This is a genomic window from Mycobacterium sp. NTMscope_MAC_269, assembly GCF_976985695.1.
Genome location: NZ_OZ335668.1, coordinates 2,005,940 through 2,032,236, shown reverse-complemented (window position 1 = coordinate 2,032,236; position 26,297 = coordinate 2,005,940). Strand labels below are relative to the sequence as shown.

25 protein-coding genes and 1 pseudogene are annotated in these 26,297 nt (G+C 69.6%); 18 read left to right on the top strand and 8 right to left on the bottom strand.

Annotation, left to right across the window (positions count from 1 at the left end; genetic code table 11):
* Positions 1 to 5 precede the first annotated feature (5 nt).
* Positions 6 to 611, bottom strand: coding sequence for a hypothetical protein (locus ACZ50Z_RS09515; RefSeq protein WP_464483322.1), 606 nt, complete (start codon positions 609 to 611; stop codon positions 6 to 8).
* Between the two features lie 136 nt (positions 612 to 747).
* Between ACZ50Z_RS09515 and dop the strand changes: the two genes are divergently transcribed.
* The 11 genes from dop to ACZ50Z_RS09460 all read left to right on the top strand — a co-directional run bounded on the left by dop (position 748) and on the right by ACZ50Z_RS09460 (position 12,857).
* A complete protein-coding gene (gene dop, locus ACZ50Z_RS09510) occupies positions 748 to 2,256 on the top strand; it encodes a pup deamidase/depupylase (RefSeq protein WP_464483321.1) in 1,509 nt (502 codons plus the stop codon).
* A gap of 119 nt (positions 2,257 to 2,375) precedes the next feature.
* Positions 2,376 to 2,570, top strand: coding sequence for a ubiquitin-like protein Pup (locus ACZ50Z_RS09505; RefSeq protein ID WP_464483320.1), 195 nt, complete (start codon positions 2,376 to 2,378; stop codon positions 2,568 to 2,570).
* Positions 2,567 to 3,442, top strand: a complete 876-nt coding sequence (gene prcB / locus ACZ50Z_RS09500) for a proteasome subunit beta (RefSeq protein WP_464483319.1) — start codon at positions 2,567 to 2,569, stop codon at positions 3,440 to 3,442. The genes ACZ50Z_RS09505 and prcB overlap by 4 nt, the downstream gene beginning before the upstream one ends.
* Complete coding sequence (gene prcA, locus ACZ50Z_RS09495) at positions 3,439 to 4,212, top strand: proteasome subunit alpha (RefSeq protein WP_464483318.1); 774 nt, start codon at positions 3,439 to 3,441, stop codon at positions 4,210 to 4,212. The genes prcB and prcA overlap by 4 nt, the downstream gene beginning before the upstream one ends.
* 208 nt (positions 4,213 to 4,420) lie before the next feature.
* Positions 4,421 to 5,779: a Pup--protein ligase gene (gene pafA, locus ACZ50Z_RS09490; RefSeq protein WP_221042655.1), complete on the top strand. Its 1,359-nt coding sequence runs from the start codon at positions 4,421 to 4,423 to the stop codon at positions 5,777 to 5,779.
* A 113-nt stretch (positions 5,780 to 5,892) separates the two neighbouring features.
* The gene (locus ACZ50Z_RS09485) at positions 5,893 to 6,891 is read left to right on the top strand and encodes a helix-turn-helix transcriptional regulator (RefSeq protein WP_464483317.1); all 999 of its coding nucleotides are present in this window, start codon (positions 5,893 to 5,895) and stop codon (positions 6,889 to 6,891) included.
* The gene (locus ACZ50Z_RS09480) at positions 6,888 to 7,859 is read left to right on the top strand and encodes a helix-turn-helix transcriptional regulator (protein WP_464483316.1); all 972 of its coding nucleotides are present in this window, start codon (positions 6,888 to 6,890) and stop codon (positions 7,857 to 7,859) included. The genes ACZ50Z_RS09485 and ACZ50Z_RS09480 overlap by 4 nt, the downstream gene beginning before the upstream one ends.
* 95 nt (positions 7,860 to 7,954) lie before the next feature.
* The gene (tatA, locus tag ACZ50Z_RS09475) at positions 7,955 to 8,233 is read left to right on the top strand and encodes a Sec-independent protein translocase subunit TatA (protein ID WP_464483315.1); all 279 of its coding nucleotides are present in this window, start codon (positions 7,955 to 7,957) and stop codon (positions 8,231 to 8,233) included.
* Between the two features lie 52 nt (positions 8,234 to 8,285).
* Positions 8,286 to 9,242 carry a twin-arginine translocase subunit TatC gene (gene tatC, locus ACZ50Z_RS09470; RefSeq protein ID WP_464483314.1) on the top strand — a complete coding sequence of 319 codons (957 nt, stop codon included), beginning with the start codon at positions 8,286 to 8,288 and terminating at the stop codon, positions 9,240 to 9,242.
* A gap of 19 nt (positions 9,243 to 9,261) precedes the next feature.
* Positions 9,262 to 12,030 carry a DEAD/DEAH box helicase gene (locus tag ACZ50Z_RS09465; RefSeq protein ID WP_464486153.1) on the top strand — a complete coding sequence of 923 codons (2,769 nt, stop codon included), beginning with the start codon at positions 9,262 to 9,264 and terminating at the stop codon, positions 12,028 to 12,030.
* A gap of 65 nt (positions 12,031 to 12,095) precedes the next feature.
* Entirely contained in the window at positions 12,096 to 12,857 is a 762-nt protein-coding gene (locus ACZ50Z_RS09460) for a DUF4333 domain-containing protein (protein ID WP_464483313.1), read from the top strand.
* Here ACZ50Z_RS09460 and ACZ50Z_RS09455 read toward each other — a convergent pair whose 3' ends face one another.
* The gene (locus ACZ50Z_RS09455; RefSeq protein WP_464483312.1) at positions 12,858 to 13,814 is read right to left on the bottom strand and encodes a 5'-3' exonuclease; all 957 of its coding nucleotides are present in this window, start codon (positions 13,812 to 13,814) and stop codon (positions 12,858 to 12,860) included.
* A 122-nt stretch (positions 13,815 to 13,936) separates the two neighbouring features.
* Between ACZ50Z_RS09455 and ACZ50Z_RS09450 the strand changes: the two genes are divergently transcribed.
* Entirely contained in the window at positions 13,937 to 15,064 is a 1,128-nt protein-coding gene (locus tag ACZ50Z_RS09450; RefSeq protein ID WP_464483311.1) for a M24 family metallopeptidase, read from the top strand.
* A gap of 38 nt (positions 15,065 to 15,102) precedes the next feature.
* Here the strand turns inward: ACZ50Z_RS09450 and ACZ50Z_RS09445 are convergent, their stop codons facing one another.
* Positions 15,103 to 15,516: a F420-dependent biliverdin reductase gene (locus ACZ50Z_RS09445; protein ID WP_163707746.1), complete on the bottom strand. Its 414-nt coding sequence runs from the start codon at positions 15,514 to 15,516 to the stop codon at positions 15,103 to 15,105.
* A gap of 35 nt (positions 15,517 to 15,551) precedes the next feature.
* Between ACZ50Z_RS09445 and ACZ50Z_RS09440 the strand changes: the two genes are divergently transcribed.
* From ACZ50Z_RS09440 to ACZ50Z_RS09425, 4 genes are read left to right on the top strand one after another with little or no spacing between them, the layout of a single operon-like run.
* On the top strand, positions 15,552 to 16,301 hold the full coding sequence (locus tag ACZ50Z_RS09440) for an SDR family NAD(P)-dependent oxidoreductase (RefSeq protein ID WP_464483310.1): 750 nt from the start codon (positions 15,552 to 15,554) through the stop codon (positions 16,299 to 16,301).
* Between the two features lie 46 nt (positions 16,302 to 16,347).
* Positions 16,348 to 17,514 carry a precorrin-6y C5,15-methyltransferase (decarboxylating) subunit CbiE gene (gene cbiE, locus ACZ50Z_RS09435; RefSeq protein ID WP_464483309.1) on the top strand — a complete coding sequence of 389 codons (1,167 nt, stop codon included), beginning with the start codon at positions 16,348 to 16,350 and terminating at the stop codon, positions 17,512 to 17,514.
* Positions 17,511 to 18,266: a precorrin-4 C(11)-methyltransferase gene (gene cobM / locus ACZ50Z_RS09430; RefSeq protein ID WP_464486152.1), complete on the top strand. Its 756-nt coding sequence runs from the start codon at positions 17,511 to 17,513 to the stop codon at positions 18,264 to 18,266. The genes cbiE and cobM overlap by 4 nt, the downstream gene beginning before the upstream one ends.
* Entirely contained in the window at positions 18,266 to 18,994 is a 729-nt protein-coding gene (locus ACZ50Z_RS09425) for a cobalt-precorrin-6A reductase (protein WP_464483308.1), read from the top strand. Before cobM ends, ACZ50Z_RS09425 begins: the two co-directional genes overlap by 1 nt.
* Here the strand turns inward: ACZ50Z_RS09425 and sigC are convergent.
* Both sigC and ACZ50Z_RS09415 read right to left on the bottom strand, forming a co-directional pair.
* Positions 18,983 to 19,537 (bottom strand): RNA polymerase sigma factor SigC, encoded by a 555-nt coding sequence (gene sigC / locus ACZ50Z_RS09420; RefSeq protein WP_464486151.1) that lies wholly within the window; start codon positions 19,535 to 19,537, stop codon positions 18,983 to 18,985. The two genes, ACZ50Z_RS09425 and sigC, sit on opposite strands and share 12 nt — an antisense overlap.
* A 189-nt stretch (positions 19,538 to 19,726) precedes the next feature.
* Positions 19,727 to 20,344: pseudogene (locus ACZ50Z_RS09415) on the bottom strand (DUF2275 domain-containing protein); the annotation flags it as partial.
* A gap of 176 nt (positions 20,345 to 20,520) precedes the next feature.
* On the opposite strand from ACZ50Z_RS09415, the gene ACZ50Z_RS09410 reads away from it, so the two are divergent.
* Positions 20,521 to 22,167: a PPE domain-containing protein gene (locus tag ACZ50Z_RS09410; protein ID WP_464483307.1), complete on the top strand. Its 1,647-nt coding sequence runs from the start codon at positions 20,521 to 20,523 to the stop codon at positions 22,165 to 22,167.
* A 3-nt stretch (positions 22,168 to 22,170) separates the two neighbouring features.
* Here the strand turns inward: ACZ50Z_RS09410 and ACZ50Z_RS09405 are convergent, their stop codons facing one another.
* Genes ACZ50Z_RS09405 through cobG form a run of 3 tightly spaced genes read right to left on the bottom strand, consistent with a single transcriptional unit; the run spans position 22,171 to position 25,407 of the window.
* Positions 22,171 to 23,658 (bottom strand): precorrin-2 C(20)-methyltransferase, encoded by a 1,488-nt coding sequence (locus tag ACZ50Z_RS09405; RefSeq protein ID WP_464483306.1) that lies wholly within the window; start codon positions 23,656 to 23,658, stop codon positions 22,171 to 22,173.
* Positions 23,655 to 24,281, bottom strand: a complete 627-nt coding sequence (locus tag ACZ50Z_RS09400) for a precorrin-8X methylmutase (protein WP_464483305.1) — start codon at positions 24,279 to 24,281, stop codon at positions 23,655 to 23,657. The genes ACZ50Z_RS09405 and ACZ50Z_RS09400 overlap by 4 nt, the downstream gene beginning before the upstream one ends.
* Before the next feature lie 19 nt (positions 24,282 to 24,300).
* Positions 24,301 to 25,407, bottom strand: coding sequence for a precorrin-3B synthase (cobG, locus tag ACZ50Z_RS09395; protein ID WP_464483304.1), 1,107 nt, complete (start codon positions 25,405 to 25,407; stop codon positions 24,301 to 24,303).
* A 146-nt stretch (positions 25,408 to 25,553) separates the two neighbouring features.
* On the opposite strand from cobG, the gene ACZ50Z_RS09390 reads away from it, so the two are divergent.
* Positions 25,554 to 26,228: an alpha/beta hydrolase family protein gene (locus ACZ50Z_RS09390; protein ID WP_464483303.1), complete on the top strand. Its 675-nt coding sequence runs from the start codon at positions 25,554 to 25,556 to the stop codon at positions 26,226 to 26,228.
* The last annotated feature ends 69 nt before the right edge of the window (positions 26,229 to 26,297 follow it).

The following is a 26,297-nucleotide window of genomic DNA, read 5'->3' as shown; positions in this document are numbered from 1 at the left end:
CGGCGTCAGTCCAGCTCGAGTGAGTAGCTGTTCGTCAGGTCGTCCTGGGTGACCTGGGCGGGACGCGTCCGGGTATCCACCCGCAGTGCCTCGGTCAGCACGCGCGGCTGGTAGGCCCACCCGTGCGGCAAATTGAGCCGGCCGGCCAGACCGGGCAGATCGGCGCGCGACAGGGTGGGGTCGGCGACCTGGCTCCAGGTCTGCATCACCCAGCGCTGCCCGCCCGGATCGAGGAGCTCGTAGACCTCTTCGCCCGGGTTGAACACGAAAACCGTGTGACGGTTGACCTGATTGGCCGTGTAGGGCGCGGGATTCATCGACGACAGCAGGACCGTAGCCTGCTGAATCATCTCGATACCGCCGAACGTCTTGGTGATCTGCGGCCCCTGCCTCTGCTTCTCGATGGCGTTCATCAGCCAGTAGCGCGGACCGTTGAGCAACGCCGTGGCCGCCCCGTGCTCCTTCGCGATGGCCTGGGCGTCGAGCTTCGACCACAGCTCGGCCGGGCAGTCGTTGAGCGGGAAACTGTTGTACACCGTGGCCTGCGGTCCCGCCTCCCCGGGCGTCACGAGAAGCACTTCGCCGTAACGCTTCCCGGATAGGTCGGTCATCCCGTGAAGCTAATCACCGCCGTCAGCGACGTCAACAGCACGCGCGGTCATCGATGAACCAGTTGTCGACGCAGCTCACTTCGGGGGCCGACGCCCGGCAGAACGTCAATTCCGCACCTCGCCTAGTCTTTGAAGCATGCAAAGGATTATCGGGACGGAGGTCGAATACGGCATTTCATCACCATCGGACCCGACGGCCAACCCGATCCTCACGTCGACGCAGGCGGTTTTGGCTTATGCGGCAGCGGCGGGCATTCAGCGCGCCAAGCGCACCCGTTGGGACTACGAGGTGGAATCGCCGCTGCGGGACGCCCGCGGATTCGACCTGAGCCGCTCGGCCGGCCCGCCCCCGGTGGTCGACGCCGACGAAGTCGGCGCGGCCAACATGATCCTGACCAACGGGGCACGGCTCTACGTCGACCACGCGCACCCCGAATACTCCGCCCCGGAGTGCACCGACCCGCTGGACGCCGTGATCTGGGACAAGGCCGGCGAGCGGGTGATGGAGGCCGCCGCCCGACACGTCGCCAGCGTGCCCGGGGCCGCGAAATTGCAGCTCTACAAGAACAACGTCGACGGCAAGGGCGCCTCCTACGGGTCGCACGAAAACTATCTGATGTCGCGGCAGACGCCGTTCTCGGCGATCATCGCCGGGCTGACGCCGTTTCTGGTCTCGCGGCAGGTGGTCACCGGCTCGGGACGCGTCGGCATCGGACCTTCCGGTGACGAGCCCGGCTTTCAGCTGTCGCAGCGCTCGGACTACATCGAGGTCGAGGTCGGTCTGGAGACCACCCTCAAGCGCGGCATCATCAACACCCGCGACGAGCCGCACGCCGATGCCGACCGGTACCGGCGCCTGCACGTCATCATCGGCGACGCGAACCTCGCCGAGACGTCGACCTATCTGAAACTGGGCACCACGGCGCTGGTACTGGACCTGATCGAAGAGGGGCCCGCGCACGGAATCGATCTGAGCGACTTGGCGCTGGCGCGGCCGGTGCATGCGGTCCACGCGATCAGCCGCGACCCTTCGCTGCGCGTCGCGGTGGCCCTGGCCGACGGCCGCGAGCTGACCGGGCTTGCGCTGCAACGGGTTTACCTCGATCGGGTGGCCAAGCTGGTCGACAGCCGCGACCCGGACCCGCGCGCCTCCGACGTCGTCGAGACCTGGGCGCACGTGCTCGACCAACTCGAGCGCGACCCGATGGAGTGCGCCGAAATACTCGACTGGCCGGCCAAGCTGCGCCTGCTCGAAGGATTCCGGCAGCGGGAAAACCTGAGCTGGTCGGCGCCGCGGCTGCATCTGGTGGACCTGCAGTATTCCGACGTCCGGCTGGACAAGGGCTTGTACAACCGGCTCGTCGCGCGCGGCTCGATGAAGCGTTTGGTGACCGAGCATCAGGTGCTCGAGGCGGTGGACAAACCGCCGACGGACACCCGGGCCTACTTCCGCGGGGAATGCCTACGCCGGTTCGGGGCCGACATCGCCGCCGCCAGCTGGGACTCGGTGATCTTCGACCTGGGGGGCGATTCCCTGGTCCGCATTCCCACCCTGGAGCCCCTGCGGGGCAGCAAAGCGCACGTGGGAGCGCTGCTGGACTCCGTGGACAGCGCCGCCGAACTGGTGGAACAACTCACCAGCTAGCCGCCGGTTCAGCCGGGGAACGTCGGCGTTGACCGGTAGGGTAGGAAAGACCAACGGGCGCGCGTGGCTGGACAATTGAAAAGGCCATTCAACAAGCCCAGACAACGCAGGAGGCGGCGATGGCTCAGGAGCAGACCAAGCGTGGCGGCGGTGGCGACGACGAGGACGATGTCGCCGGCAGCACGGCCGCGGGCCAGGAGCGCCGGGAGAAGCTGGCCGAGGAGACTGACGATTTGCTCGACGAGATTGATGACGTTCTCGAGGAGAACGCTGAGGACTTCGTGCGGGCATACGTCCAAAAGGGCGGCCAGTGACCTGGCAGTTCTCTGATCGCCTACCCATCAACTCCGCACTTCCGGGAAATCCCGCTGTAGATCTTTCGTCGTTCGCCGACTTCCTGCGCCGCCAGGCGCCGGAGTTGCTGCCGGCCAGCCTCGGGGCGTCCCACTCGGAGAGCGCCGGGGCGCAGCTGCCCCACGGGACCACCATCGTCGCGCTGAAGTACCCCGGCGGCGTGGTGCTCGCCGGCGACCGGCGCTCGACGCAGGGCAACATGATCGCCGGGCGCGACGTCAAGAAGGTGTACATCACCGACGACTACACGGCGACCGGCATCGCCGGGACCGCCGCCATCGCCGTGGAGTTCGCCCGCCTTTACGCCGTGGAGCTCGAGCACTACGAGAAACTCGAAGGCGTGCCGCTGACGTTTGCCGGCAAGGTGAACCGGCTGGCGATCATGGTGCGCGGCAACCTGGCCGCCGCCATGCAGGGGCTGGTCGCGTTGCCGCTGCTGGTGGGTTACGACATCGACGCCGCCGATCCGGAGGGCGCCGGGCGCATCGTGTCGTTCGACGCCGCCGGCGGCTGGAACCTGGAGGAGGAGGGCTACCAGTCGGTGGGCTCGGGCTCGATTTTCGCCAAGTCGTCGATGAAGAAGTTGTACTCGCAGGTCACCGACGCCGATTCCGCGGTGCGGGTCGCGATCGAGGCACTCTATGACGCGGCTGACGACGACTCCGCGACCGGTGGCCCGGACCTGGTCCGCGGCATCTATCCCACGGCCGTCACCATCGGCGCCGACGGGGCGCTGGAAGTACCGGAGGGCCGCATCGCCGAGTTGGCGCGCGAGGTGATCCAAAGCCGTTCGCGCGCTGACACTTTCGGCCCCGATGGTGGTGAGAAGTGAGTTTCCCGTATTTCATCTCGCCCGAACAGGCGATGCGCGAGCGCAGCGAGCTCGCCCGCAAGGGCATCGCCCGGGGCAAGAGCGTGGTCGCCCTGGTCTACGCCGGCGGCGTGCTGTTCGTCGCGGAGAACCCGTCGCGGTCGCTGCAGAAGATCAGCGAGCTCTACGATCGTGTGGGCTTCGCGGCCGCGGGCAAGTTCAACGAATTCGACAATTTGCGCCGTGGCGGAATCCAATTCGCCGACACCCGCGGCTACGCCTACGACCGTCGCGACGTCACCGGCCGCCAGCTGGCCAACGTCTACGCGCAGACGCTGGGCACCATCTTCACCGAACAGGCCAAGCCCTACGAGGTGGAATTGTGCGTCGCCGAGGTGGCGCACTACGGCGAGGCGAAACCGCCTGAGTTGTACCGCATTACCTATGACGGATCGATCGCCGACGAGCCGCATTTCGTGGTGATGGGTGGCACCACCGAGCCGATCACGACCGCGCTCAAGGACTCGTACGCCGAGAACGCCAACCTGCGCGAGGCCACGCGCATCGCCGTGAAGGCGTTGCGGGCCGGCAACGAATCCTCCAACGGGGACCAGTCCAGCCTGGACGTGGGCAGCCTGGAGGTCGCCATCTTGGACGTCAACCGCCCGCGGCGGGCGTTCCGGCGGATCAACCGCGCCACCCTGGAAAATTTGCTGCGCGAGCTGGATTCGAACGGTTCCGACGACGGCGACGGCGACGAGTCGGATTCGAACGGCGGATCGCCCGACTAGCACGCTCCGAGTAAGGATCAGCGGTCCTCATCCGGTAACGGTGTGGCTGTTGGTGCTCAAGGTGTTGGTGATCCCTAGCGTCACCAGCGCGTGCGCCGGAGCCCGTCACCCGAGCCGGCGCACCAGAAACGGGCGCGCGAAAAACTTCGTCGATCGATAGGCGCGGCTTGCTCACCGTCGCGCTCGCACAACCAGTACGCTCGATTACGTGCAGCGACGAATCATGGGCATCGAGACCGAGTTCGGGGTCACCTGCACATTCCACGGCCACCGGCGGCTCAGCCCGGACGAGGTGGCCCGCTACTTGTTCCGGCGCGTCGTGTCGTGGGGCCGCAGCTCCAACGTCTTTTTGCGTAACGGCGCCCGGCTCTACCTCGACGTCGGCAGCCACCCCGAGTACGCCACCGCCGAGTGCGACAGCCTGGTGCAGCTGGTCACCCACGACCGCGCCGGTGAATGGGTCCTCGAAGACCTGCTCGTCGACGCCGAACAGCGCCTCGCCGACGAGGGCATCGGCGGCGACATCTACCTGTTCAAGAACAACACCGACTCGGCGGGCAACTCCTACGGGTGCCACGAGAACTACCTGATCGTGCGGGCCGGCGAGTTCTCCCGGATCTCCGATGTGCTGCTGCCGTTCCTGGTCACGCGCCAGCTGATCTGCGGCGCCGGCAAGGTGTTGCAGACCCCCAAGGCCGCCACGTTCTGCCTTTCCCAACGCGCCGAGCACATTTGGGAGGGCGTCTCTTCGGCCACCACCCGTAGCCGTCCGATCATCAACACCCGCGACGAGCCGCATGCCGACGCCGAGAAGTACCGGCGGCTGCACGTGATCGTCGGCGACTCCAACATGTGCGAGACCACCACCATGCTCAAGGTGGGCACCGCCGCGCTGGTGCTGGAGATGATCGAAGCCGGCGTGCCGTTCCGGGACTTCTCACTGGACAACCCCATCCGCGCCATCCGCGAGGTGAGCCACGACGTCACCGGCCGGCGGCCGGTGCGGCTCGCCGGTGGCCGTCAGGCCAGCGCCCTGGACATCCAACGCGAGTACTACAGCCGCGCGGTCGAACACCTGCAGACCCGCGAGCCCAACGCCCAGATCGAGCAGATCGTCGACCTGTGGGGCCGCCAGCTCGACGCCGTCGAGAGCCAGGACTTCGCCAAGGTGGACACCGAGATCGACTGGGTGATCAAGCGCAAACTGTTCCAGCGCTATCAGGACCGCTACAACATGGAGCTGTCCGACCCGAAGATCGCCCAGCTCGACCTGGCCTACCACGACATCAAGCGCGGGCGCGGCGTCTTTGATCTGCTGCAGCGCAAGGGACTTGCGACCCGCGTCACCACCGACGAGGAGATCGCCGAGGCGGTCGACAATCCGCCGCAGACCACCCGGGCCCGGCTGCGTGGCGAGTTCATCAGCGCCGCCCAGGCGGCAGGCCGCGACTTCACCGTCGACTGGGTGCACCTCAAGCTCAACGACCAGGCGCAGCGGACCGTGCTGTGCAAGGACCCCTTCCGCGCGGTCGACGAGCGGGTCAAGCGGCTGATCGCGAGCATGTAGCGGCTGCCGTCCCAGCAGCGAAACGCGAAGCGCAAACCCGCTAGGTCGTCAATCCTGCGACGCGGTGTGCCGGTGGAAGCGCCGGGCGACGACCATCGAATAATCTGGTGCCGATGGCGACGTCAAAAGTCGAACGGTTGGTGAACCTGGTCATCGCCCTGTTGTCCACCCGCGGGTACATCACGGCGGAAAAGATCAGGGCGAGCGTGGCGGGTTATTCGGACAGCGCGAGCGCCGAGGCGTTCTCGCGCATGTTCGAGCGCGACAAGAACGAGCTGCGTGACCTCGGCATCCCGCTCGAGGTCGGCAGGGTCTCGGCCTGGGACCCGACCGAGGGCTACCGGATCAACCGCGACGCCTATTCGCTCGCGCCGGTCGAGCTGACCCCGGACGAGGCGGCCGCGGTGGCCGTCGCGACCCAGCTGTGGGAGTCGCCCGAACTCATCACCGCCACCCAGGGCGCCCTGCTCAAACTGCGCGCGGCCGGCGTCGACGTCGATCCGGACGCACCGGTCGCCATCGCGTCACCGGTCGGGGTGCCGGGCCTGCGCGGCTCGGAGGACGTTCTCGGAATCCTGTTGTCCGCCATCGATTCCCGGCAGGCCGTCCAGTTTCCGCACCGGTCGTCGCGAGCCGAGCCGTACGCTACCCGCACCGTCGAGCCCTGGGGCGTCGTCACCGAGAAGGGCCGTTGGTATCTGGTGGGCCACGACCGCGACCGCGACGCCACCCGCACCTTCCGGCTCTCCCGGATCGGTCCCGACGTGACGCCGATCGGCCCGGCGGGCACGGTCACCGTGCCCGAAGGCGTTGACCTGCGCAGGATCGTCGCGCAGACGGTCACGGACGCTTCGGCGGCGCCGGCCGGCGGCCAGGCCCGGGTCTGGGTGGCCGGTGGGCGGGCCACCGCGCTGCGCCGCGCGGGCAGGCCGGTCGGCGGTCGTCGGCTGGGTGGGCGCGACGGCGAGGTGATCGAACTAGACATCCGATCGATCGACCAGCTGGCACGTGACATCGCCGGCTACGGCGCCGACGCCGTGGTGCTCGAGCCGCCATCGCTGCGCGACGACGTGCTGGCCCGGTTGCGGGCGCACGCGGGTGTGTCCGCATGACCCCCATCTCCACCCGGCTGGTCCGGCTGCTGAACATGGTCCCGTACTTCCAGGCCAACCCGCGGGTGACCCGGGCCAAGGCCGCCGCCGACCTCGGGGTATCGGCCAAGCAGCTGGAAGACGACCTCAACCAGCTCTGGATGTGCGGCCTTCCCGGCTACTTCCCGGGCGACCTCATCGATTTCCAGTTCTCCGGGGACACCATCGAGGTGACCTTCTCCGCCGGCATCGACCGCCCGCTCAAGCTCACCTCGCCGGAGGCCACCGGCCTGCTGGTGGCGCTGCGCGCGCTGGCCGACATTCCCGGCGTCGTCGACCCCGAAGCGGCCCGCAGCGCGATCGCCAAGATCGAGGACGCCGCCGGCGCCCTCGGCCACGACGCCACGCACGCGGCGACGGCCGTCGACGAGCCCGCGCCGGTGGAAAGCCGGGCCGCCGCCGCGGTGCGCGCGGCCGTGCAGTCCCAACACGCGCTGGCCATCGATTACTACTCGGCCTCGCACGACACCCTGACCAGCCGGGTCGTCGACCCCATTCGGGTGTTGCTGGTCGGCGGCCACAGCTACCTGGAGGCCTGGTCGCGGGAGGCCGAGGGGGTCCGGTTGTTCCGCTTCGACCGCATCGTGGAGGCCAGCGAACTCGACGAGCCCGCCGCGCCGCCCGAGCCGGTACGGCACGCGCCGCCCGACACCTCGCTGTTCGACGGCGATCCCTCGCTGCCGTTCGCCAAGCTTCTGGTGGCACCCGCGGCGTCCTGGATGTTCGAGTACTACCCGATGCGCGACGTGCGCGAGTTGGCCGACGGGTCCTGCGAGGCGGTGATGACCTACGCCTCCGAGGACTGGATGACGCGGCTGGTGCTGGGCTTGGGGCCCGCCGTTCAGGTGCTGGCGCCGGAGTCGCTGGCGCGGCGGGTGCGTGATGCCGCGGCGGCCGCCGTGACGTCGTATGACGCCCTGAGCTCATAAAAGTCCAGGCAATGTGGCCCCCGCGGCGCGGCGCGGGCCCACCGCCACGTGGCGCTACTGCGGTAACATCGGGTCAACGTCTGGAGGTAATCAAAGTGGGCAGTCTTAGTCCGTGGCACTGGGCGATCCTCGCGGTCGTGGTGATCTTGCTGTTCGGTGCCAAGAAGCTTCCCGATGCGGCGCGTTCGTTGGGCAAGTCGATGCGGATCTTCAAGTCCGAGATCCGGGAAATGCAGAGCGAGAACAAGCCGGAGACGTCGGCTTTGGGGACCCAAAGTGACGCCTCGGCGGCGAACCCCACGCCCGTGCAGTCGCAGCGGGCCGACGCTCCGGCGCCCAGCGAGCCGGGGCACAGCGAAGCACGCCCGGCGTAGCCGTCATCGTCGCGGTGCCCGAGCGCCCCTGACCGAGCCTTAGACGAGCATCGTGAAAGCACTCAAGGTTTCAGCGCGCACTTCCGGCCTGCTGAAGCGCCTCAACCCACGCAACAGACGCAGTCGCACCAACCCGGATGCGACCATGTCGCTGGTCGACCACCTCACCGAACTGCGCACGCGGCTGCTGATTTCCCTGGCGGCGATCGTGCTGACCACGATTTTCGGGTTCGTCTGGTACTCGCATTCGATGTTCGGGCTCGAAAGCCTCGGCGAGTGGTTGCGTCATCCCTACTGTTCGCTGCCGCAGTCGGCGCGCGCTGAGATCAGTGCCAACGGGCAATGCCGGCTGCTGGCCACCGCGCCGTTCGACCAGTTCATGCTCCGGCTCAAGGTCGGGCTGACGGCCGGGGTGGTGCTGGCCTGCCCGGTGTGGTTCTACCAGCTGTGGGCGTTCATCACCCCCGGGCTCTACCAGAAGGAGCGCCGCTTCGCGATCGCGTTCGTGGTCCCGGCCGTGGTTTTGTTCGGTGCGGGCGCGGCGCTGGCCTACCTGGTGCTCTCCAAGGCGCTGGGTTTTTTGCTGACGGTCGGCAGCGATGTGCAGGTGACCGCCCTGTCTGGCGACCGCTATTTCGGGTTCCTGATCAATCTGCTCGTGGTCTTCGGTGTCAGCTTCGAATTCCCGCTGCTGATCGTCATGCTCAACACGGTGGGACTGCTGACCTACCAGCGGCTCAAGTCGTGGCGGCGCGGGCTGATCTTCGCGATGTTCGTGTTCGCCGCGATCTTCACACCCGGCTCCGATCCGTTCTCGATGACCGCGCTCGGATTGGCGCTGAGCGTGCTCCTCGAGTTCGCCATCCAGATCGCCCGCGTCCACGACAAGCGCAAGGCCAAACGCGAAGCCCAGGCGGAGATCCCCGACGACGAGGCATCGGTCATCGATCGGCCCACCGTGATACCGGAGCCCTCAGTCACCGCCGGGCAACACGACGATGTCACCTGAACCGTCGGCGCCCCACGACGTGGCGGAGCTGGCTGAGCTCACCCGATTCGCCGCGGATCTGCCCTTCGCGCTCGACGGCTTCCAGCATCGGGCATGTGCGGCGCTCGAACGCGGCCACGGCGTGCTGGTCTGCGCGCCGACCGGCGCCGGCAAAACGGTCGTCGGCGAATTCGCGGTGCACCTGGCGCTGGCGGCCGGCGGCAAGTGCTTCTACACCACGCCGCTCAAAGCGCTGAGCAACCAGAAGCACACCGACCTGACCGCGCGCTACGGTCGCGACCGCATCGGCCTGTTGACCGGGGACATGTCGGTCAACGCCGATGCGCCCGTGGTGGTGATGACGACCGAAGTGCTACGGAACATGCTTTACGCGGATTCGCCTGCCCTGCACGGGCTTTCCTACGTGGTGATGGACGAAGTGCATTTTCTCGCCGACCGGATGCGGGGCCCGGTGTGGGAAGAGGTGATCCTGCACCTGCCCGACGAGGTCCGCGTGGTCAGCCTGTCGGCGACGGTGAGCAATGCCGAGGAGTTCGGCGGCTGGATCCAGACCGTGCGGGGCGATACGACGGTCGTGGTCGACGAGCACCGGCCGGTGCCGCTGTGGCAACACGTTTTGGTGGGCAAGCGCCTGCTGGATCTGTTCGACTACGAGAACGAGAAGCCCGCCGCGGATCGTCAACCGCGCGTCAATCCCGAACTGCTGCGCCATATTTCGCATCGGCGCGAGGCGGACCGCATGGCCGACTGGCGTGGTCCCCGGCGCCAGCCGGGAAGGGGAGGCTCGGGACGGCCGTCCCGTCCCCGCCTCTACCGCACGCCGCCGCGCCCGGACGTGATCGCGACACTGGATGCCGAAGGGCTGCTTCCGGTGATCACGTTCGTGTTCTCGCGGGCCGGCTGTGACGCCGCCGTCCAGCAATGCCTGCGTTCGTCCTTGCAGCTGACCACTCAGGAGGAGCGCGCGCAGATCGCCGAGGTGATCGAGCACCGCTGCGGGGATCTGGCCGACGCGGACCTGGCCGTGCTCGGCTACTACGAGTGGCGCGAGGGGCTACTGCGCGGCCTGGCCGCCCACCACGCCGGCATGCTGCCCGCCTTCCGGCACACGGTCGAAGAGCTGTTCACCGCCGGGTTGGTGCGGGCCGTGTTCGCCACCGAGACCCTGGCGCTCGGGATCAACATGCCGGCCCGCACCGTGGTGCTCGAGCGGCTGGTCAAGTTCAACGGCGAGCAGCATGTCGCGCTGACCCCGGGGGAGTACACGCAGCTGACCGGGCGCGCCGGGCGGCGCGGCATCGACGTCGAGGGCCACGCGGTGGTGCTGTGGAGTCCCACCGAGGAAACCACCGAACCCTCGGCCGTGGCCGGGCTGGCTTCCACCCGCACCTTCCCGCTACGCAGTTCGTTCGCCCCGTCGTACAACATGACGATCAACCTGGTGCACCAGATGGGACCCGAACAGGCACATCGGTTGCTAGAGCAGTCATTTGCGCAGTATCAGGCGGACCGCTCCGTGGTCGGGCTGGTGCGTGGCATCGAGCGGGGCAACGCGATACTCGACGAGATCGCTGCCGAGCTGGGCGGGCCCAAGGCGCCGATCCTGGAGTACGCCCGGATGCGGGCGCGCATCTCCGAGATGGAACGCGCGCAGTCGCGCGCGTCGCGGCTGCAACGCCGGCAGGCGGCCACCGACGCGCTGGCCGCGCTGCGCCGCGGCGACATCATCAACATCACCCACGGCCGGCGCGGTGGACTGGCCGTGGTGCTGGAATCGGCCCGCGACAGCTCCGACCCGCGGCCGTTGGTGCTGACCGAAAACCGCTGGGCGGGAAGGATTTCCTCGGCGGACTATTCGGGCGCGGCCGCGCCGGTCGGTTCGATGCCACTGCCGAAGCGTGTCGAGCACCGGCAGCCACGGGTCCGCCGGGATCTGGCGTCGGCGCTGCGGTCGGCGGCCGCCGGGCTGACGATTCCGGCCGCGCGTCGCGGCCGCGGGGATGCCGACGGTGAATTTCACGACCCGGAGCTGGCGTCGTTGCGCGAACAGCTGCGCCGGCACCCGTCGCACAACTCCGCCGGCCTGGAAACACAGGTCAGGGAGGCCGAGCGCTACCTTCGGATCGAACGCGACAACGCGCAGTTGGAGAAAAAAGTTGCCGCAGCGACCAATTCGCTGGCCCGTACCTTCGATCGGATCGTCGGGCTGCTCACCGAGCGTGGCTTCATCGAAGGCAGCGACGGCGATCCCCGGGTCACCGACGACGGGCGGCTGCTGGCGCGGATCTACAGCGAAAGCGACCTGCTGGTCGCCGAATGCCTGCGCACCGGCGCGTGGTCGGGGTTGAAGCCCGCCGAGCTGGCGGCGGTGGTGTCGTCGGTCCTGTATGAGAGCCGCGGCGGGGAGGGGCCGGGCGCGGGGTTCGCGGCCGACGCCCCCACGCAGCAACTGCGCCAGGCGCTGCAGCAGACGTCGAGGCTGTCGATGGCGTTGCGCTCCGACGAGCAGACGCACCGGATCGCCCCGAGCCGCGAGCCCGACGACGGCTTCGTCAACGTCATCTACCGTTGGGCACGGACTGGTGATCTGGCCGCCGCGCTGGCGGCAGCCGACCCGGCGGGCACCGGCTCGCCCTTGCTGGCGGGCGATTTCGTGCGCTGGTGCCGACAGGCGCTTGACCTGCTGGATCAGGTGCGCAACGCCGCTCCCGACGCGGAGGTGCGGGCCACCGCCAAGCGGGCCATCAACGACATTCGGCGCGGCGTCGTCGCAGTTGACGCCGGGTAGGCTAGGCCGGAGCTACCGTTAAGCGCCGATAGTTCATGCCGAGACACAAGGGGCTGAGGAGAAAGATGAGCGGACCGCAGGGACCGGACCAGCAGTGGCAACCGCCCGGTCAAGGTCAAGGCAGCGAGCACTCGTCTGACCCGACTCAGGTGGCGCCGACGTGGCATGACCAGTCGACCCAGGAAGCCTCGTGGCAGGCCCCCGCCTACACCCCGCCGGCCGAGTACCCCCAGTACCAGCAGCCGGCTGAACAGGCCTATCCGCAGCAGTACCCGCAGCAGCCGGGTTACGCCCAGCCCGGGCAGTACGGGCAGCCCGGCCAATACGCCCAGCCGGGTCAGTACGGCCAACCGGGTCAGTACCCGCAGCCCGGCCAGTACGGGCAGCCGGGCCAATACCCCCCGCCGGGCCAATACGGCCAGTACGGCCAATACGGGCAGCCGGGCCAGTACCCGCAGCAGTACCCGCCGTATGAGCAGCCCGGCAAGAAGCGGCCGACCGGGCTGGTCGCGGGCGTGGGCGGCGGGATCGCGTTGCTGCTCGTCGTCGTCGTGCTGGTGCTGGGCTTCTGGCAGCCGGGCTTCTTCGTCACCACCAAGCTGGACGTCAGCAAGGCGCAGGCCGGGGTGCAGCAGGTTCTCAGCGACGAAACCAACGGCTACGGCGCCAAGAACGTCAAGGACGTCAAGTGCAACCACGGCCAAAACCCGACCGTCAAGAAGGGTGCCACGTTTGACTGCGACGTCAGCATCGACGGCGCGCCCAAGCACGTGACGGTGACCTTCCAGGACAACAAGGGCACTTACGAGGTCGGCCGTCCCCAGTAGTCACGCCGGCAGGGCGTCCAGCGCTTTCTGCAGGCGGGCGATCGACGAGCCGACGCCCAGTTCGGTCGCCAGCTTGGCGGTGCGTTGCGGGTCGGCGGCGACCAACGGCAGTGCGTCGGTGGCCGTCGAGAACGTGACGGGCGCGTCGGTGGCGACGCGCACCACCTGGCCGGCCGCCTCGATGTAGTCCAGCGCGCCCAGCAGTTTGGCCCGCAGGCCCTTGGCCATCTTCGACTTCGGGTCGTGGGCGGCGGCCAGGATCTGATCCAGCGAACCGTGCTGGGCCAGCAGGGTCGCCGCGGTCTTCTCACCGACGCCGGGGACACCCGGCAGGCCGTCGGACGGGTCGCCGCGCAGCAGCGCGAGTTCGGCGTAGGCGGGCCCGGCCCGCTCGACCGGTACGCCGTAGTGTTCGGCCACCTCGGCGGGCCCGAACAACGTGGCTTTGCTCAGCCCGCGGCCGAGGTAGAGCACCCGTACCGGGACGGGATCGTCGGACACCACCTGCATCAGGTCGCGGTCTCCGCTGACCACCACCACCGGGTCGTCGCGCTCGTGTGCGGCGAGCGTGCCCAGTACGTCGTCGGCCTCGAAGCCCTCCGCGCCCGCCGTCGGAATCCCGAAGGCGTCAAGGAGTTCGGCGATCATGTCGATCTGGGGCGTCAGGTCGTCGGGGACCTCCTCGACGTCGGGTTCGCCTTTCGGTTCCTCTTCGGCCACGCGGTGCGCCTTGTAGGACGGCACGAGGTCCACCCGAAACTGCGGCCGCCAATCCAGGTCGAGGCAGACCGCCAACCGGCTGGGCCGCTGCTGGCCGATCACCACGGCGACCGAATCGATGAATCCCCGAACGGCGTTGACGGGCCTGCCGTCGGGGGCGGTGATCGAGGACGGGACCCCGAAATACGAACGGAACCACATGCTGGCTCCATCGAGCAGCACTAGTGGTCCGGGCATGCCGGCTATCTTGTCACGGCACGGGCCGGGACCCCACACCGCCGAACGTCGACTCGTTGTCGGGCGATTGGAGAAATCGGCGCAACGAGTCGACGTTCGGTGGGCGGGTTAGCCTGGCTGCCATGGACTCACACCGGTTCGACGCCGCAGTGTATGCCCGCCGACTGGGGGCGGCCGCCGGTGCGGCCGCCGACGCGGGTCTGGCCGGCCTGGTGATCACCCCCGGGTATGACCTGCGGTACCTGGTCGCGTCTCGCGCCCAGACGTTGGAGCGGTTCACCGCGCTGGTGTTGCCCGCGGCCGGTGATCCGACCGTGGTGGTGCCGCGGCTGGAGCTGGCCTCGCTCAAGGGTTCGGCCATCGCCGAACTCGGGCTGGCGGTGCGCGATTGGGTCGACGGCGACAATCCCTACGATCTGGTGGGCGCCGCGCTGGGCGGCGTCCCCGCCGCGACCGCCGTGACCGATTCGATGCCGGCGTTGCATCTGCTGCCGCTGGCCGGTGTGCTCGGCTTGCTGCCCGTTTTGGCCACCGACGTGTTGCGCACGCTGCGAATGCTCAAGGAGGAGTGCGAAGTCGACGCGTTGCGCAAAGCCGGCGCGGCCATCGATCGCGTGCACGCGCGGGTGCCGGAATTTTTGGTGCCCGGCCGCACCGAGGCCGACGTCGCCGCCGATATCGCGGACGCCATTGTGGCCGAAGGACATTCGGAGGTGGCGTTCATCATCGTCGGGTCCGGGCCGCACGGCGCCGATCCGCACCACGGGTATTCGGATCGCGAACTGCAGGAGGGTGACATCGTCGTCGTCGACATCGGTGGCGCGTATGAACCCGGCTACAACTCCGACTCGACGCGCACCTACAGCATCGGTGAGCCGAACCCCGAAGTAGCCCAACAATATTCGGTGCTACAGCGCGCCCAGCGCGCGGCGTACGAGGCGGTGCGTCCGGGGGTGACGGCCGAACAGGTCGACGCGGCCGCCCGCGACGTGCTGGCCGCCGAGGGGCTCGCCGAGTACTTCGTGCACCGCACCGGGCACGGCATCGGATTGTCGGTGCACGAAGAGCCCTACATCGTCGCCGGAAACGACCTGCGGCTGGCCGCGGGCATGGCGTTTTCCATCGAGCCGGGCATCTATTTCCCCGGCCGCTGGGGCGCGCGCATCGAGGACATCGTCGTGGTGACCGAGGACGGCGCCCTGGCGGTCAACAACCGGCCGCACGAACTGATCGTCGTTCCGGTCGTCTGAAGAACCCGTCGAACCGAGAATGGGAATACTGCAAAAAGCTACGACGCGCCCCGGTCCAACAGATCCGACGAACCCAGCACCCGTTCCACCTGAACCTCGATGACCACACGGCGCGGGTTGGGGCGGGGCGTACGGTAGCGCTGGGCGTAGCGCAGCTCGGCGTCGCGGACCGCGTCGACGTCGCTGTTCACCTTGGAACGGCCCTCCAGCGATAGCCACCGCGCCCCGTCGACCTGGCTCAGAACGGCCAGCCCGCCGCGATCCGCATTGACCGCCTTTTGTGAACCGCCGGTGGTGATGACCCGCGCGATGTGCGTCTTGGGGTCGAAGGTGAAACCGACCGCCACCACATGCGGTGAATTGTCGGCTCGCAGCGTGGTGAGCATGGCCAGATGGCGTTCCGACAGAAACGCGAGGGCCTCGTCGGTGAGCCGGGTAGTGGTATTCGCCATCACCGCTCACGCTAGCGCAGGTAATAATCGCAGCCGTGGACGACACGGGCGCGGCTGCGGTACTAATCCTGGGCGGACGCAGCGAAATCGGGGTCGAGCTGGCGCGGCACCTCGCGCCCGGGGCGACGGTGGTGCTGGCCGCGCGCAACGCCCATCAGCTGGCCGACCAGGTCAGCGCGGTCAAAGCCGCCGGCGCCACCGCGGTCGACACCAAGGAGTTCGATGCCGATGACCTGGCGTCGCACGCCCCGCTGGTCGCGTCGGTCGTCGCCGATCACGGACCCATCGGCACCGCGGTGCTGGCCTTCGGCATCCTGGGCGACCAGGCCCGCGCCGAGACCGACGCCGCCCACGCGGTCGCCGTCGTGCACACCGACTACGTCGCCCAGGTCAGCATGCTCACCCACCTGGCCGCCGCCATGCGCAACGCCGGCAACGGCCGACTGGTGGTGTTCTCCTCGATCGCGGGCGCGCGGGTGCGGCGCGCCAACTACGTCTACGGCTCGGCGAAAGCGGGCCTGGACGGCTTCGCCAACGGCCTGGCCGACGCGCTGCACGGCACCGGGGTGCGGCTGCTGATCGCACGCCCGGGATTCGTGATCGGGCGGATGACGGAAGGCATGACGCCCGCGCCACTGGCCAGCACGCCGGCGCAGGTGGCCGCCGCGACCGCGCGGGCACTGGCCAAAGGCCGACGCACTGTGTGGATCCCGTGGGCGCTGGGGCCCGCGGCCGCCGTGATGCGGTTGCTGCCGGCGTTCATCTGGCGCAGGATGCCGCGATGAGCCCCGCCGGTGACCATGCAGAGCGCAGCGATGAGGAGCGGCGCTTATGATTATCGTGGTCGGCATCGGTGCCGATGGCATGGCGGGGCTCGCCGAGACATCATGCATCGAATTGCGCAGGGCCGCAGTAATTTACGGTTCTAAGCGCCAGCTCGATCTGCTCGACGACACGGTGGCCGCCCCCCGCCGGGAGTGGCCCTCGCCGATGCTTCCCGCCCTCAAAGCGCTGCCCGCGGACGACGACATCCATGTCGTCGCCAGCGGGGACCCGCTGCTGCACGGCATCGGCGGCACGCTGATCCGCCTGTACGGCCCCGAGAAGGTGCGGGTGCTGCCGCACGTGTCGTCGGTGACCCTGGCGTGCGCCCGGATGGGCTGGAACGTCCACGACACCGACGTGATCAGCCTGGTCACCGCGGCGCCGCACACCGCCGTGCGCCGCGGCGGACGGGCGATCGTGCTGTCGCAAGGCAAATCCACCCCCGCGGAGCTGGCCGCCCTGCTCAACGCGCACGGCCGTGGGGATTCGCAATTCACCGTGCTCGAAAGGCTCGGCGGCGCAGACGAACGCCGCCGCGACGGCACCGCCCGCGACTGGGCCGACGGCGCCGCCGGACATGTCGACGACCTCAACGTGATCGCCGTGCGCTACCTGCCCGACGAACGCGTCTCGCCCCTGCCCGACGACGCGTTCACCCACGACGGCCAGATCACCAAACAGGGGATCCGCGCGGTGACACTGGCCGCCTTGGCGCCGCGGCCGGGGGAGCGGTTATGGGACGTCGGCGCGGGGTCGGGCAGCATCAGCGTCGAGTGGTGTCTGAGCGGGTCGGGTTGTGGGGCAATCGCATTCGAACGCGACGAACGACGCCGTCATAACGTCGAATACAACGCCGCGGCTTTCGGCGTCGGCATCGAGGTGCGCGGCGACGCCCCCGACACCTTCGAGGGCGCCGCGCCACCCTCGGCGATCTTCATCGGCGGCGGGCTGACCCAGCCGGGCCTGCTGGATGCCTGCCTCGACCACTTGCCCACCGGCGGGCGGCTGGTCGTCAACGTTGTCACCACCGAGTCGGAAGCCGCTGTTACGCAGGCATATACGCGTCTCGGCGGCCAGCTGCGACGTTTCCAGCACTACCACGGCACGGCGCTGGGCGCCTTCACGGGCTGGCAGCCGCACTACCCGGTCACCCAGTGGGTGATGACCAAATGACCGTGTACTTCATCGGCGCGGGCCCGGGCGCCGCCGACCTGATCACCGTCCGTGGCCAACGGCTCCTCCAAACATGCCGCGTGTGCCTGTACGCGGGCTCGATCATGCCCGACGACCTGCTCGCGCTCTGCCCGCAGGACGCGAAAGTCGTTGACACCGGCCCGTTGACGCTGGAGCAGATCATCGCCGAACTCAGCGAGGCGCACGCCGCCGGACACGACGTCGCGCGGCTGCATTCCGGTGACCCGTCGCTGTACAGCGCGCTGGCCGAGCAGTGCCGCCGGCTTGACGCGCTGGGCATCGACTACGAAATCGTGCCGGGCGTACCGTCTTTCGCCGCCGCCGCGGCCGCCCTGAAACGCGAGCTCACCGTCCCCGGGGTGGCGCAGACGGTGACGCTGACCCGGGTGGCGACCCTGTCGACGGCCATGCCGCCCGGCGAAGACCTGGCGACGCTCGCCCGATCCGGCGCCACCCTGGTCCTGCACCTGGCGGCCGCCCAGATCGACGCCATCGTCCCGCAACTTCTCGAAGGCGGCTACCGCCCCGAAACACCCGCAGCCGTCGTGGCTTTCGCGAGCTGGCCGCAGGAGAGCGTGCTGCGCGGCACGCTCGCCGACCTTGCCGACCAGATGCACGAGGCCAACATCACCAAAACCGCGGTCATCGTCGTCGGCGACGCGCTGACTGCGGGCAACTTCACCGACAGTTACCTGTATTCGACCGGGCGGGCGCGAAGGAGCAGGCATTGATGCGCGTCTTGCTGCTCGGCGGCACCGGCGAGGCGCGCGCGCTGGCGAAAGCCCTGCACCCCCGCATCGACGTCATCAGTTCCCTGGCGGGCCGGGTTCCGCACCCCGCGCTGCCGGTCGGCCCCGTGCGCGTCGGCGGCTTTGGCGGGGTGGACGGTCTGCGGCGCTGGTTGCGCGACGAACGCATCGACGCCGTCGTCGACGCCACCCATCCGTTCGCGGCCACCATGACGGCGCACGCCGCCACCGCGTGCGGCGAATTACGGATACCCCATCTGATCCTGGCGCGCCCGGCCTGGGATCCCGGCGCGGCCCTCGTCGTCGAGTCGGATACCCATGCGGCGCAAACCGTTGCCCGGCACGGCTATTCGCGTATCTTCCTCACCACCGGCCGTTCCGGCGTCAACGCCTTCGCCGACAGCGACGCGTGGTTTTTGATCCGGGCGGTCACCGAACCGGACAGCACCTCGTTGCCGCGTCATCACCGGCTGGTGCTCTCCCGCGGCCCGTACCGCTACGACGACGAATTCGCGCTGCTGCGCGAGCACCGCATCGACGCGCTGGTCACCAAGAACAGCGGCGGTCAGATGACGAGGGCGAAACTGGATGCGGCCGCGGCGCTCGATGTCTCGGTGGTGATGGTGGCGCGGCCGCCGCTACCGCCGGGTGTATCGGCCGTGGGATCGGTACGCGAGGCCGCCGACTGGGTTGGCGCGCTAGCCGGTTAGGTCGCTGCGCTCGCCGTCGGCCAGCAGCGCATCGCGGGCGCGCGCAACCCGCGACCGGATGGTGCCCACCGGGCAGCCGCACACGGCGGCGGCGTCGGCGTAGGGCAGCCCGAGTAGCTGGGTGAGCAAAAGCGCTTCGCGCTGTTCGGGATTGAGGCCGGCGATCATCGTCGTCACCTCAACGAGGTCTTCGAACCCGCGGGCGTGGCGATCACCGCGCACCACGTGCTCGGGATCGGCGCCCAAGGCGGCGCGCGGCCGCGACTGCAGTGCGCGGATGTGATCGGCCACGACCCGGCGCGCGATGGACAGCAGCCACGTGCGGGCGCTCGAGCGCCCGGAGAACCGCTCGATGGCGCCGATGGCGCGCAGGAATGTTTCTTGGGTCAGATCGTCGGCGCTGCCCGCATCGGACAGGTAAGCGACGAACCGCCATACGTCCTGCTGGGTGGCTTTGATGAACGCCTCGAGCGCTCGCGCGTTGCCGCGCGCGGCTGACAACGCGAGTTCGGTTACCGCCTCGTCGTCGCTCGGCGCGATCATGCTCAACCACCTTAGTTGCGCGGGTTTTCCGATCCTACGACGGGTCGTCGTAGAGGGCGCGGCGTGGTCGGGGACGGCGTGGTTGATCGGCCGCAAATGCCCGCGCCGTCGATTGCTGGGGGAGTCGGTCGCCGAGGCGGGATAGTCAAAGTCGACCGAGCCGTCGGAGCCGCGGCGCCGGTGCGAGCCCACGCGCTCCCGCGCCACCAACAACGCGAATGCCAGGCCCAACAAAAGCGGCATGTGGCTGGCGATCCTGGTGGCCGTGACCTGCCCGTCGAAGGCGTCGACGATCACATAGCCAAGCAGCGCAACGGAATACACACCGGTGATCGCCGCCACTCCTGAGGCGGAGGCGGGCCAGACGCCGGCGGCCACCATCGCCAACCCCAACGCCAGCAACCAGGCCGTGGACTCGTGCATCAGGTGCTCGCCCGACATCGCGCCGTGCATGTGACCGGACACCATGCCGAAGTCGACGCCACTGATCTGAGCGGCGGCAATCGCCACCTGGAACAGGCCCACGGCGATCAGGCCCCAGCGCCGGTAGTGCGACCGCAACCAGCGCATCCAACTCGGGTGTCCGGAGGACTGCTCGCCGATGCTGGCCATGATTTTGTCGACCAGGTCGGGCCCCTCGCCGGGCGCAACCGAGGCGAACCGACGGGTCTGCGCCGCCGCCCCGATCAGCCAGGAGCGGCAACTGCGGCACGATTCCAGGTGGGCGTCGACTTGCTGCGCGAGCACCTCGGGGCGCTCGCCGTCCAATCGAGCCGATAGCGCTTCACGCGCAACCTCACACCGCATCCCTGCATCGTTGCAGCAGGGCCGCTCCGCGCGCAAAGACTCCCGCAATTTGACGCCCGAACGAAATCGCAGGGAACTAAACGCCCGCGGCAACCGACCTCTGGTCGTACGCATCGCCCAGCCCATCCACGAGATTCCGAAGAGGTATTCGTGTTCTTGCCTGAAGGCCCCCGACGATGACCGCCCCGATCTGGGCGGCGTTTCCGCCGGAAGTGCACTCGAGCATGCTCAGCAGCGGTCCCGGCCCGGCCCCGCTGCTGGCCGCCGCGACGGCCTGGTCGGCGATGAGCACCGACTACGCGAGCGCGGCGGCCGAACTCAGCGGGTTGCTGGGCACCGTGCAGGCCGGCGCGTGGGACGGGCCCAGCGCCGACCAGTACGTGGCCGCGCACGTCCCCTACCAGGCCTGGCTGGTGGACAGCGCGGCCAAGAGCGCCACCGCGGCCAGCCTGCACGAGACCGCGGCCACCGCCTACACCGTCGCTTTGGCCGCCATGCCCACGATGGGCGAACTCACGGCCAATCACGTGGTGCACGGAACGCTGGTCGCCACGAACTTCTTCGGCATCAACACCATCCCCATCGCCGTCAACGAAGCCGACTACGCGCGGATGTGGGTGCAGGCCGCGACGACGATGACCACCTATCAGGCGGTCAGTGAATCCGCGCTGGCCGCGGTCCCGCCGACCACACCCGCGCCGCCGATCGTGGTCCCGGGGGCCGAGGCGGGCACCGCGGGCGTCGCGGCGATGCAAGCGGCGGCCGTCGCGCCGGCGGCGGACTCCGGTTCCAACCTCAACAACGCCGATACGTCCAGCGCCCAGCAGCAGGCCACCACGACGCAGTACCCGTCCTGGATGGATCAGCTCACCCAGTGGCTGCAGCAGTACACCCAGAATTTCGCGTGGCCGGTGTCCAAGGACCTCAACCCCGGCGGGTGGCCCTTCCCGCCGGTGCCGTGGGTCAACAGTCTCGCCTCGTTTTTCGGGCAGCTCGGACTGTCGCCCGCACTGTCGACCGCGCTGGGCTGGGCCATCTTCCACACGCTGATGATCTTCTGGCCGTTCATTCAGCTGGCGATCCAGATGGCGGTGGTGCTCGCGCCGGTCGTCGTGGCCGCCATCGGCGCGGCCGCGGCCGGTGGGGCGGCGGCCGCGGTCACCGCGATCAGCGTCGCGGCCCCGCTCTCGATGGCGCCGCCCCTGCCGGCCGTGGCGGCGGCGCCGGTGCCGGTGGCCGCTCCAGCGCCGGTCATCGCGAGCGCGCCCGCGAGTGTGAGCCACGTGCCGACCCCGTCCACCGCCCCCGCGACGACGGTCGCCGGATCGGCCGGCGGCGGACCGGTCGGTGGGGGACCCGGAGTGGGCTTCGGCCCGACGGCGACCGACGGTATCGGCGCGGGCCTGTCCAACGCGCTGTACGCGGTGGGGCTGTCGGGACTCTCGGCGCGGGGCAGCGCGAGCAGTCGGTCGCGCCGTAAGTCGGAGGAGCCGTCCTCCGACGACCTCGACGCGCCCGCCGCCGGGGCCGCGGCCGCCGCGGCCAAGAAGAAGGCCCGGGCTCGTCGGCGCCGCGGCGGCACCGCCACCGAGCGCGCCTACCGCTACGAATTCATGGACCTGGACCAGGAGTTGGATCCGGGAGTCGATGCCGAGGATCCGTACGCCGCCAGGCCCTCCGAGGACAGCGCGGGGCCACTCGGATTCGCCGGTGCCGCAGCCAGATCCGACGCCCGGGCCGCCGGGCTGGCGACGCTGGCCGGCGACGGGTTGAGCGACGGGCCCAGTGTGCCGATGATGCCGAGCACCTGGGACCGGGGCTGAGTCTTACCGCTGATAGCGCCGGGGAGTGAAGACCCGGTCGGTGGAATCGGCTGAGTACCACTGGGTTTGCGACGACCCGACGATCAGCAGGCAGCGCATGTCGATCTCAGCCGGGTTGAGATCGGCCAGCCGCACCACGCGGACGTCTTCGTCGTCGCCGGACACGTTGCGGCCGATCACCACCGGCGTACCGGGTTCGCGGTGGGCCAGCAAGATGTCACGCATCGCGCCGACCTGCCAGGTCCGCGTCTTCGACGCCGGGTTGTAGACAGCCAGCACCAGGTCTGCGGCCGCGGCGGCCTGTAGCCGCGCGGCGATCACCTCCCACGGCTTGAGCCGATCGGACAGCGAGATCACCGCGTAGTCGTGCCCCAGCGGGGCGCCGACCCGGCTGGCCACCGCCTGGGCTGCGGTCATCGCCGGAATCACCCGAACCTGCACGCCCGGCCATTGTTTGGCCTCTTCCAGCACCGCGGTCGCCATCGCGAAGACGCCCGGGTCGCCCGAGGACACCACCGCCACCGCCCGGCCCTGCTCGGCCAGCGCGCAGGCCAGCCGCGCGCGCTCGGGTTCGTCGCGATTGTCGCTGGGGTGGCGCTGCTGGCCCTCGCGAACCGGGACGCGATCCAAATAGCCGCCGTAGCCGATCAGGTCGGTCGCCGACGCCAGCTCCCGCCGGCTCTGCGGCGTCATCCAGTCCAGATCGCCGGGGCCCAGGCCCACCACCGCGACGCTGCCCGCCGCCGCCCGGTCGGGGGAGCGCCGGGGCAGCCGGCGGCCACCCGGCAGCATGGCCAGCGAGAAGTAGGGCACGCTGGTCTCGTCGACCTCCGCCGCCGGCAGGATGCGCTGCCCCGCGCTGCTGGCGCGTTCGACGTAAAACGTGTTGTCGAGCTGTCCTGACGCCGAAAGAGCCTCCCGCACAACGTGATACGAGCGACCCAACTTGAGGACCACGGCGGCGTCGGCGTCGGCGAGCCGGCGGGTCAGTTCGGCGACCGGCAACGTGCCCGGCAGGACCGACAACACCTCGTCGCCGGCCACCAGCGGTGTCGCAATTGCCGCCGAAGCGGCGCTCACCGACGTCACACCCGGGACGATGACCGCGTTGAATCGCTCGGTCAGTCGCGTGTGCAGGTGCATGTACGAGCTGTAGAACAGCGGGTCGCCCTCGGCCAGTAGGGCCACGTTGCGTCCGGCGTCCAGGTGCGCGGCGATACGTCGGGTGGCTTCGGCGTAGAAGTCTTCGAGCGCGCCGGCATAGCCGCCCGGATGGTTGGTGACCTCGGTCGTGACCGGATAGACCAGGTGCTCCTCGATCTGATCGGTCCGCAGATAGCGTTCGGCGATGCCGCGTGCGATGCTGCGACCGTGCCGGGCGCTGTGATAGGCGACCACGTCGGCCTCGCCGATCACCCGCGCGGCCTTGACGGTCACCAGCTCCGGGTCGCCGGGTCCCAGCCCGACCCCCCACAGCGTCCCCCGGGTCATTCGGCGTCGCTCGCGATCGCGTTGACGGCGGCCGCGGCCATGGCGCTGCCGCCGCGGCGGCCCCGCACCACCAGATACGACATTCCGCGTGGACGCTCGATGAGCTCCTGCTTGGACTGCGCCGAGCCGACGAAGCCCACCGGACCACCCAACACCCCGGCCGGCGGCGAAAGCCCGTCGTCGATCAGCTCGAGCAGCCGGAACAGCGCCGTCGGTGCGTTGCCGATGGCCAGCACGGCGCCGTCGAGCCGGTCGGCCCACAGCTCGACCCCGGCCGCCGAGCGGGTGGTCTGCCGCCGCGCGGCCAGCTCGGGGGCCCGCGGGTCGGCCACCAGCGACACCACCTCGTTGCCGGCGGGCAGCCGTGCGGTGGTGATCCCGGCGGCCACCATCGACGAATCGCACAACACGGGGGCCCCGCCTCGCAGCGCCGCGCCGACACGCTCGACGACGTCGTCGGTGAACGCGACGTGCTCGGCGACGTCGACCTGGCCGCAGGTGTGAATCAACCGGACGACGACCCGGGCCACGTCGGCCGGGAATCGCGCCAGGTCGGCCTCGGCGCGGATGGTCGCGAACGACTGGCGATAGATCTCCGCGGCGTCGCGGATGTAGTCGAGCACCCGCTCACCCTAAGGCTTGTCAGTTTCGAAGCATTCGGTATCCGTCGCCTGTGGCGACCAGCACCTGACCGGCCGGCGGGCTGCCGCACGCGCGTTCGCAGCCCACGAAGTGACGGTGTCCCGCAGCCGCGTCCTGTGAGTCCAGCGCTTGGGCGGCGTCCGCCCGCACGTCCGCGGCCGAGTGCGCGCAACCGGGGCTGCCGGTGCAGGCGCTGACGGTCAGCCAGGGGGAGTTCTCGTCGAACACCAGTCCCAACGGGGCCAGCACGCGCAGCGCGGTGTCGGCGACGGATTCGTCGAGATCGCACACCAGCACCGATCGCCACGGGGTGATCACCAGCGGCGCCTCGATCGCGGCCAGGTACTCCGCGACCCGCGCGGGCAGGACACCGAGCGGTACCGCGGCGCCCAGCGCGATGCGACCATCATCCTGGTTGATCCAGCCCACCGGCGCCTTGGCTAAGGCGGGAAAGGGCGCACTGTCGAGTTCGGCGTCGGGTAGCAGCCGGCGGATATCGCCTAATTCCTGTACCCGCCAAGCTGTTTCGCGGATGTCCACGAACCGCGTCGCCAGAGCGACCAGCCTCTCGACCACCTCGTCGGCGGCCAGCCGGACGCCGGTGTCGCGACCGGCCAGCAATAGGGCGCAACCACCCGGCGACGCGTGCACACCGATGTCGGCGCGCAGCCCCGACACGTCGCCGCGCCCGTCGTCGAGGCTGAACCAGAACCGGCCGCCCAGGTCGGCGAGCCGGGGCTCTGCGCAGATCGCGGCGTCGAGCTCACCGACCCAGCTCCGCACGTCGAGGTTGCCGCCGGCCCGGCCCGACAGCGGTGACGCGACGATGTTGCGGACGCGCTCATGGGTGGTCGACGGCAACAGTCCTGCGGCCGCGATCGCCTCGGCGACCACGCTCACGTCGGTGAGCCCGCGCAGCTGCACGTTGCCCCGGGCGGTGAGTTCGAGCGTTCCCGCCCCTGCCTGAGTGGCAACGGCACTCAACGCCGCCAGCCGGGCGGCCGTGGTCATGCCCCCGGGCAGCCGCACCCGGGCCAGCGCACCGTCGGCGGCCTGGTGCACTTGCAGCGCACCCGGGCAAGCGTCGGTGTCGCGCGTCCTGGCCACGCGTCCACGGTACGGCTCCACGCCAAGACAGGGGGATGAGCGGCACCGCGCAGCATGAGGTCTAACGGTCTCCTATCGCTGTTGTGGCTCACCTGCTGCTGCCCGGCCGGTGCGGGTGACTCGTTGTGGCGGGCACACTCGTACCCGTGGACACGGTGGAATACGCGCCAGGACGTTTGGCCGACGTCTGGGGCGACCCCAGCCGGCCCACCGTCCTGCTGTGGCATGGCATGCAGACCGATGCGCGCGCGGCCTTCGGTCCGCTCGCCGGCATGCTCGCCGGCCGCGGCGCGGCCGTCGTGGCGCCCGACTGGAATTCCCACGCCGAGGACGGCGGGCGCGCGGATCTGTTGGGATCACTCGACTTCACCCGTGATTTTGCGGGCGCGGGCTGCGGCATCGTGCTCGTCGGGTGGTCCATGGGCGGTTGCGCCGCGGCGGGCCTGACGCTCAACGCGGCGCGTTTCGACGTCAGCCTCGCGCACACCGTTTGCCTGGCCGGCGCGTTCATGGTGCCCGATCCGTTCTCCGGTCGGGCGCCGACCGACGCGCTGGCGGGAGGCCGCGTCGGCACGCCGTTCACCCTGCTGCACGGGCTGGCCGACGACGCCGTCCCCGTGCGCGCCAGCAGGGACTTCGCGGCCGGGCTGGAACGGGTCGGCTGGCCGGTCGAGATGGTGGAGTTGGACGCCGACCACGGTTCCATCGCCGGTGCCGACTACGACCCGGTGGCGGATCGCTACGAACCAGGGACGAGCGAGGAGGCGCTGCGGATCGCCGGGGAGGTCGCCGCCCGGATTGCGGCTCTAATCGGTCGCTGATCGCCGACGCGAATCATCTGTCCGCGAGGCGGGCGCCGCCCCATCCAGGAGCGGTCGCGGGTGCCGGTG

Excerpts from the sequence above, each read along its gene's own strand:
- ACZ50Z_RS09515 (WP_464483322.1), bottom strand. The coding sequence starts at position 611 with ATGACCGACCTATCCGGGAAGCGTTACGGCGAAGTGCTTCTCGTGACG.
- dop (WP_464483321.1), top strand. The coding sequence starts at position 748 with ATGCAAAGGATTATCGGGACGGAGGTCGAATACGGCATTTCATCACCA.
- ACZ50Z_RS09505 (WP_464483320.1), top strand. The coding sequence starts at position 2,376 with ATGGCTCAGGAGCAGACCAAGCGTGGCGGCGGTGGCGACGACGAGGAC.
- ACZ50Z_RS09485 (WP_464483317.1), top strand. The coding sequence starts at position 5,893 with ATGGCGACGTCAAAAGTCGAACGGTTGGTGAACCTGGTCATCGCCCTG.
- ACZ50Z_RS09480 (WP_464483316.1), top strand. The coding sequence starts at position 6,888 with ATGACCCCCATCTCCACCCGGCTGGTCCGGCTGCTGAACATGGTCCCG.
- ACZ50Z_RS09460 (WP_464483313.1), top strand. The coding sequence starts at position 12,096 with ATGAGCGGACCGCAGGGACCGGACCAGCAGTGGCAACCGCCCGGTCAA.
- ACZ50Z_RS09455 (WP_464483312.1), bottom strand. The coding sequence starts at position 13,814 with ATGCCCGGACCACTAGTGCTGCTCGATGGAGCCAGCATGTGGTTCCGT.
- ACZ50Z_RS09450 (WP_464483311.1), top strand. The coding sequence starts at position 13,937 with ATGGACTCACACCGGTTCGACGCCGCAGTGTATGCCCGCCGACTGGGG.
- ACZ50Z_RS09445 (WP_163707746.1), bottom strand. The coding sequence starts at position 15,516 with ATGGCGAATACCACTACCCGGCTCACCGACGAGGCCCTCGCGTTTCTG.
- cbiE (WP_464483309.1), top strand. The coding sequence starts at position 16,348 with ATGATTATCGTGGTCGGCATCGGTGCCGATGGCATGGCGGGGCTCGCC.
- cobM (WP_464486152.1), top strand. The coding sequence starts at position 17,511 with ATGACCGTGTACTTCATCGGCGCGGGCCCGGGCGCCGCCGACCTGATC.
- ACZ50Z_RS09425 (WP_464483308.1), top strand. The coding sequence starts at position 18,266 with ATGCGCGTCTTGCTGCTCGGCGGCACCGGCGAGGCGCGCGCGCTGGCG.
- sigC (WP_464486151.1), bottom strand. The coding sequence starts at position 19,537 with ATGATCGCGCCGAGCGACGACGAGGCGGTAACCGAACTCGCGTTGTCA.
- ACZ50Z_RS09410 (WP_464483307.1), top strand. The coding sequence starts at position 20,521 with ATGACCGCCCCGATCTGGGCGGCGTTTCCGCCGGAAGTGCACTCGAGC.
- ACZ50Z_RS09405 (WP_464483306.1), bottom strand. The coding sequence starts at position 23,658 with ATGACCCGGGGGACGCTGTGGGGGGTCGGGCTGGGACCCGGCGACCCG.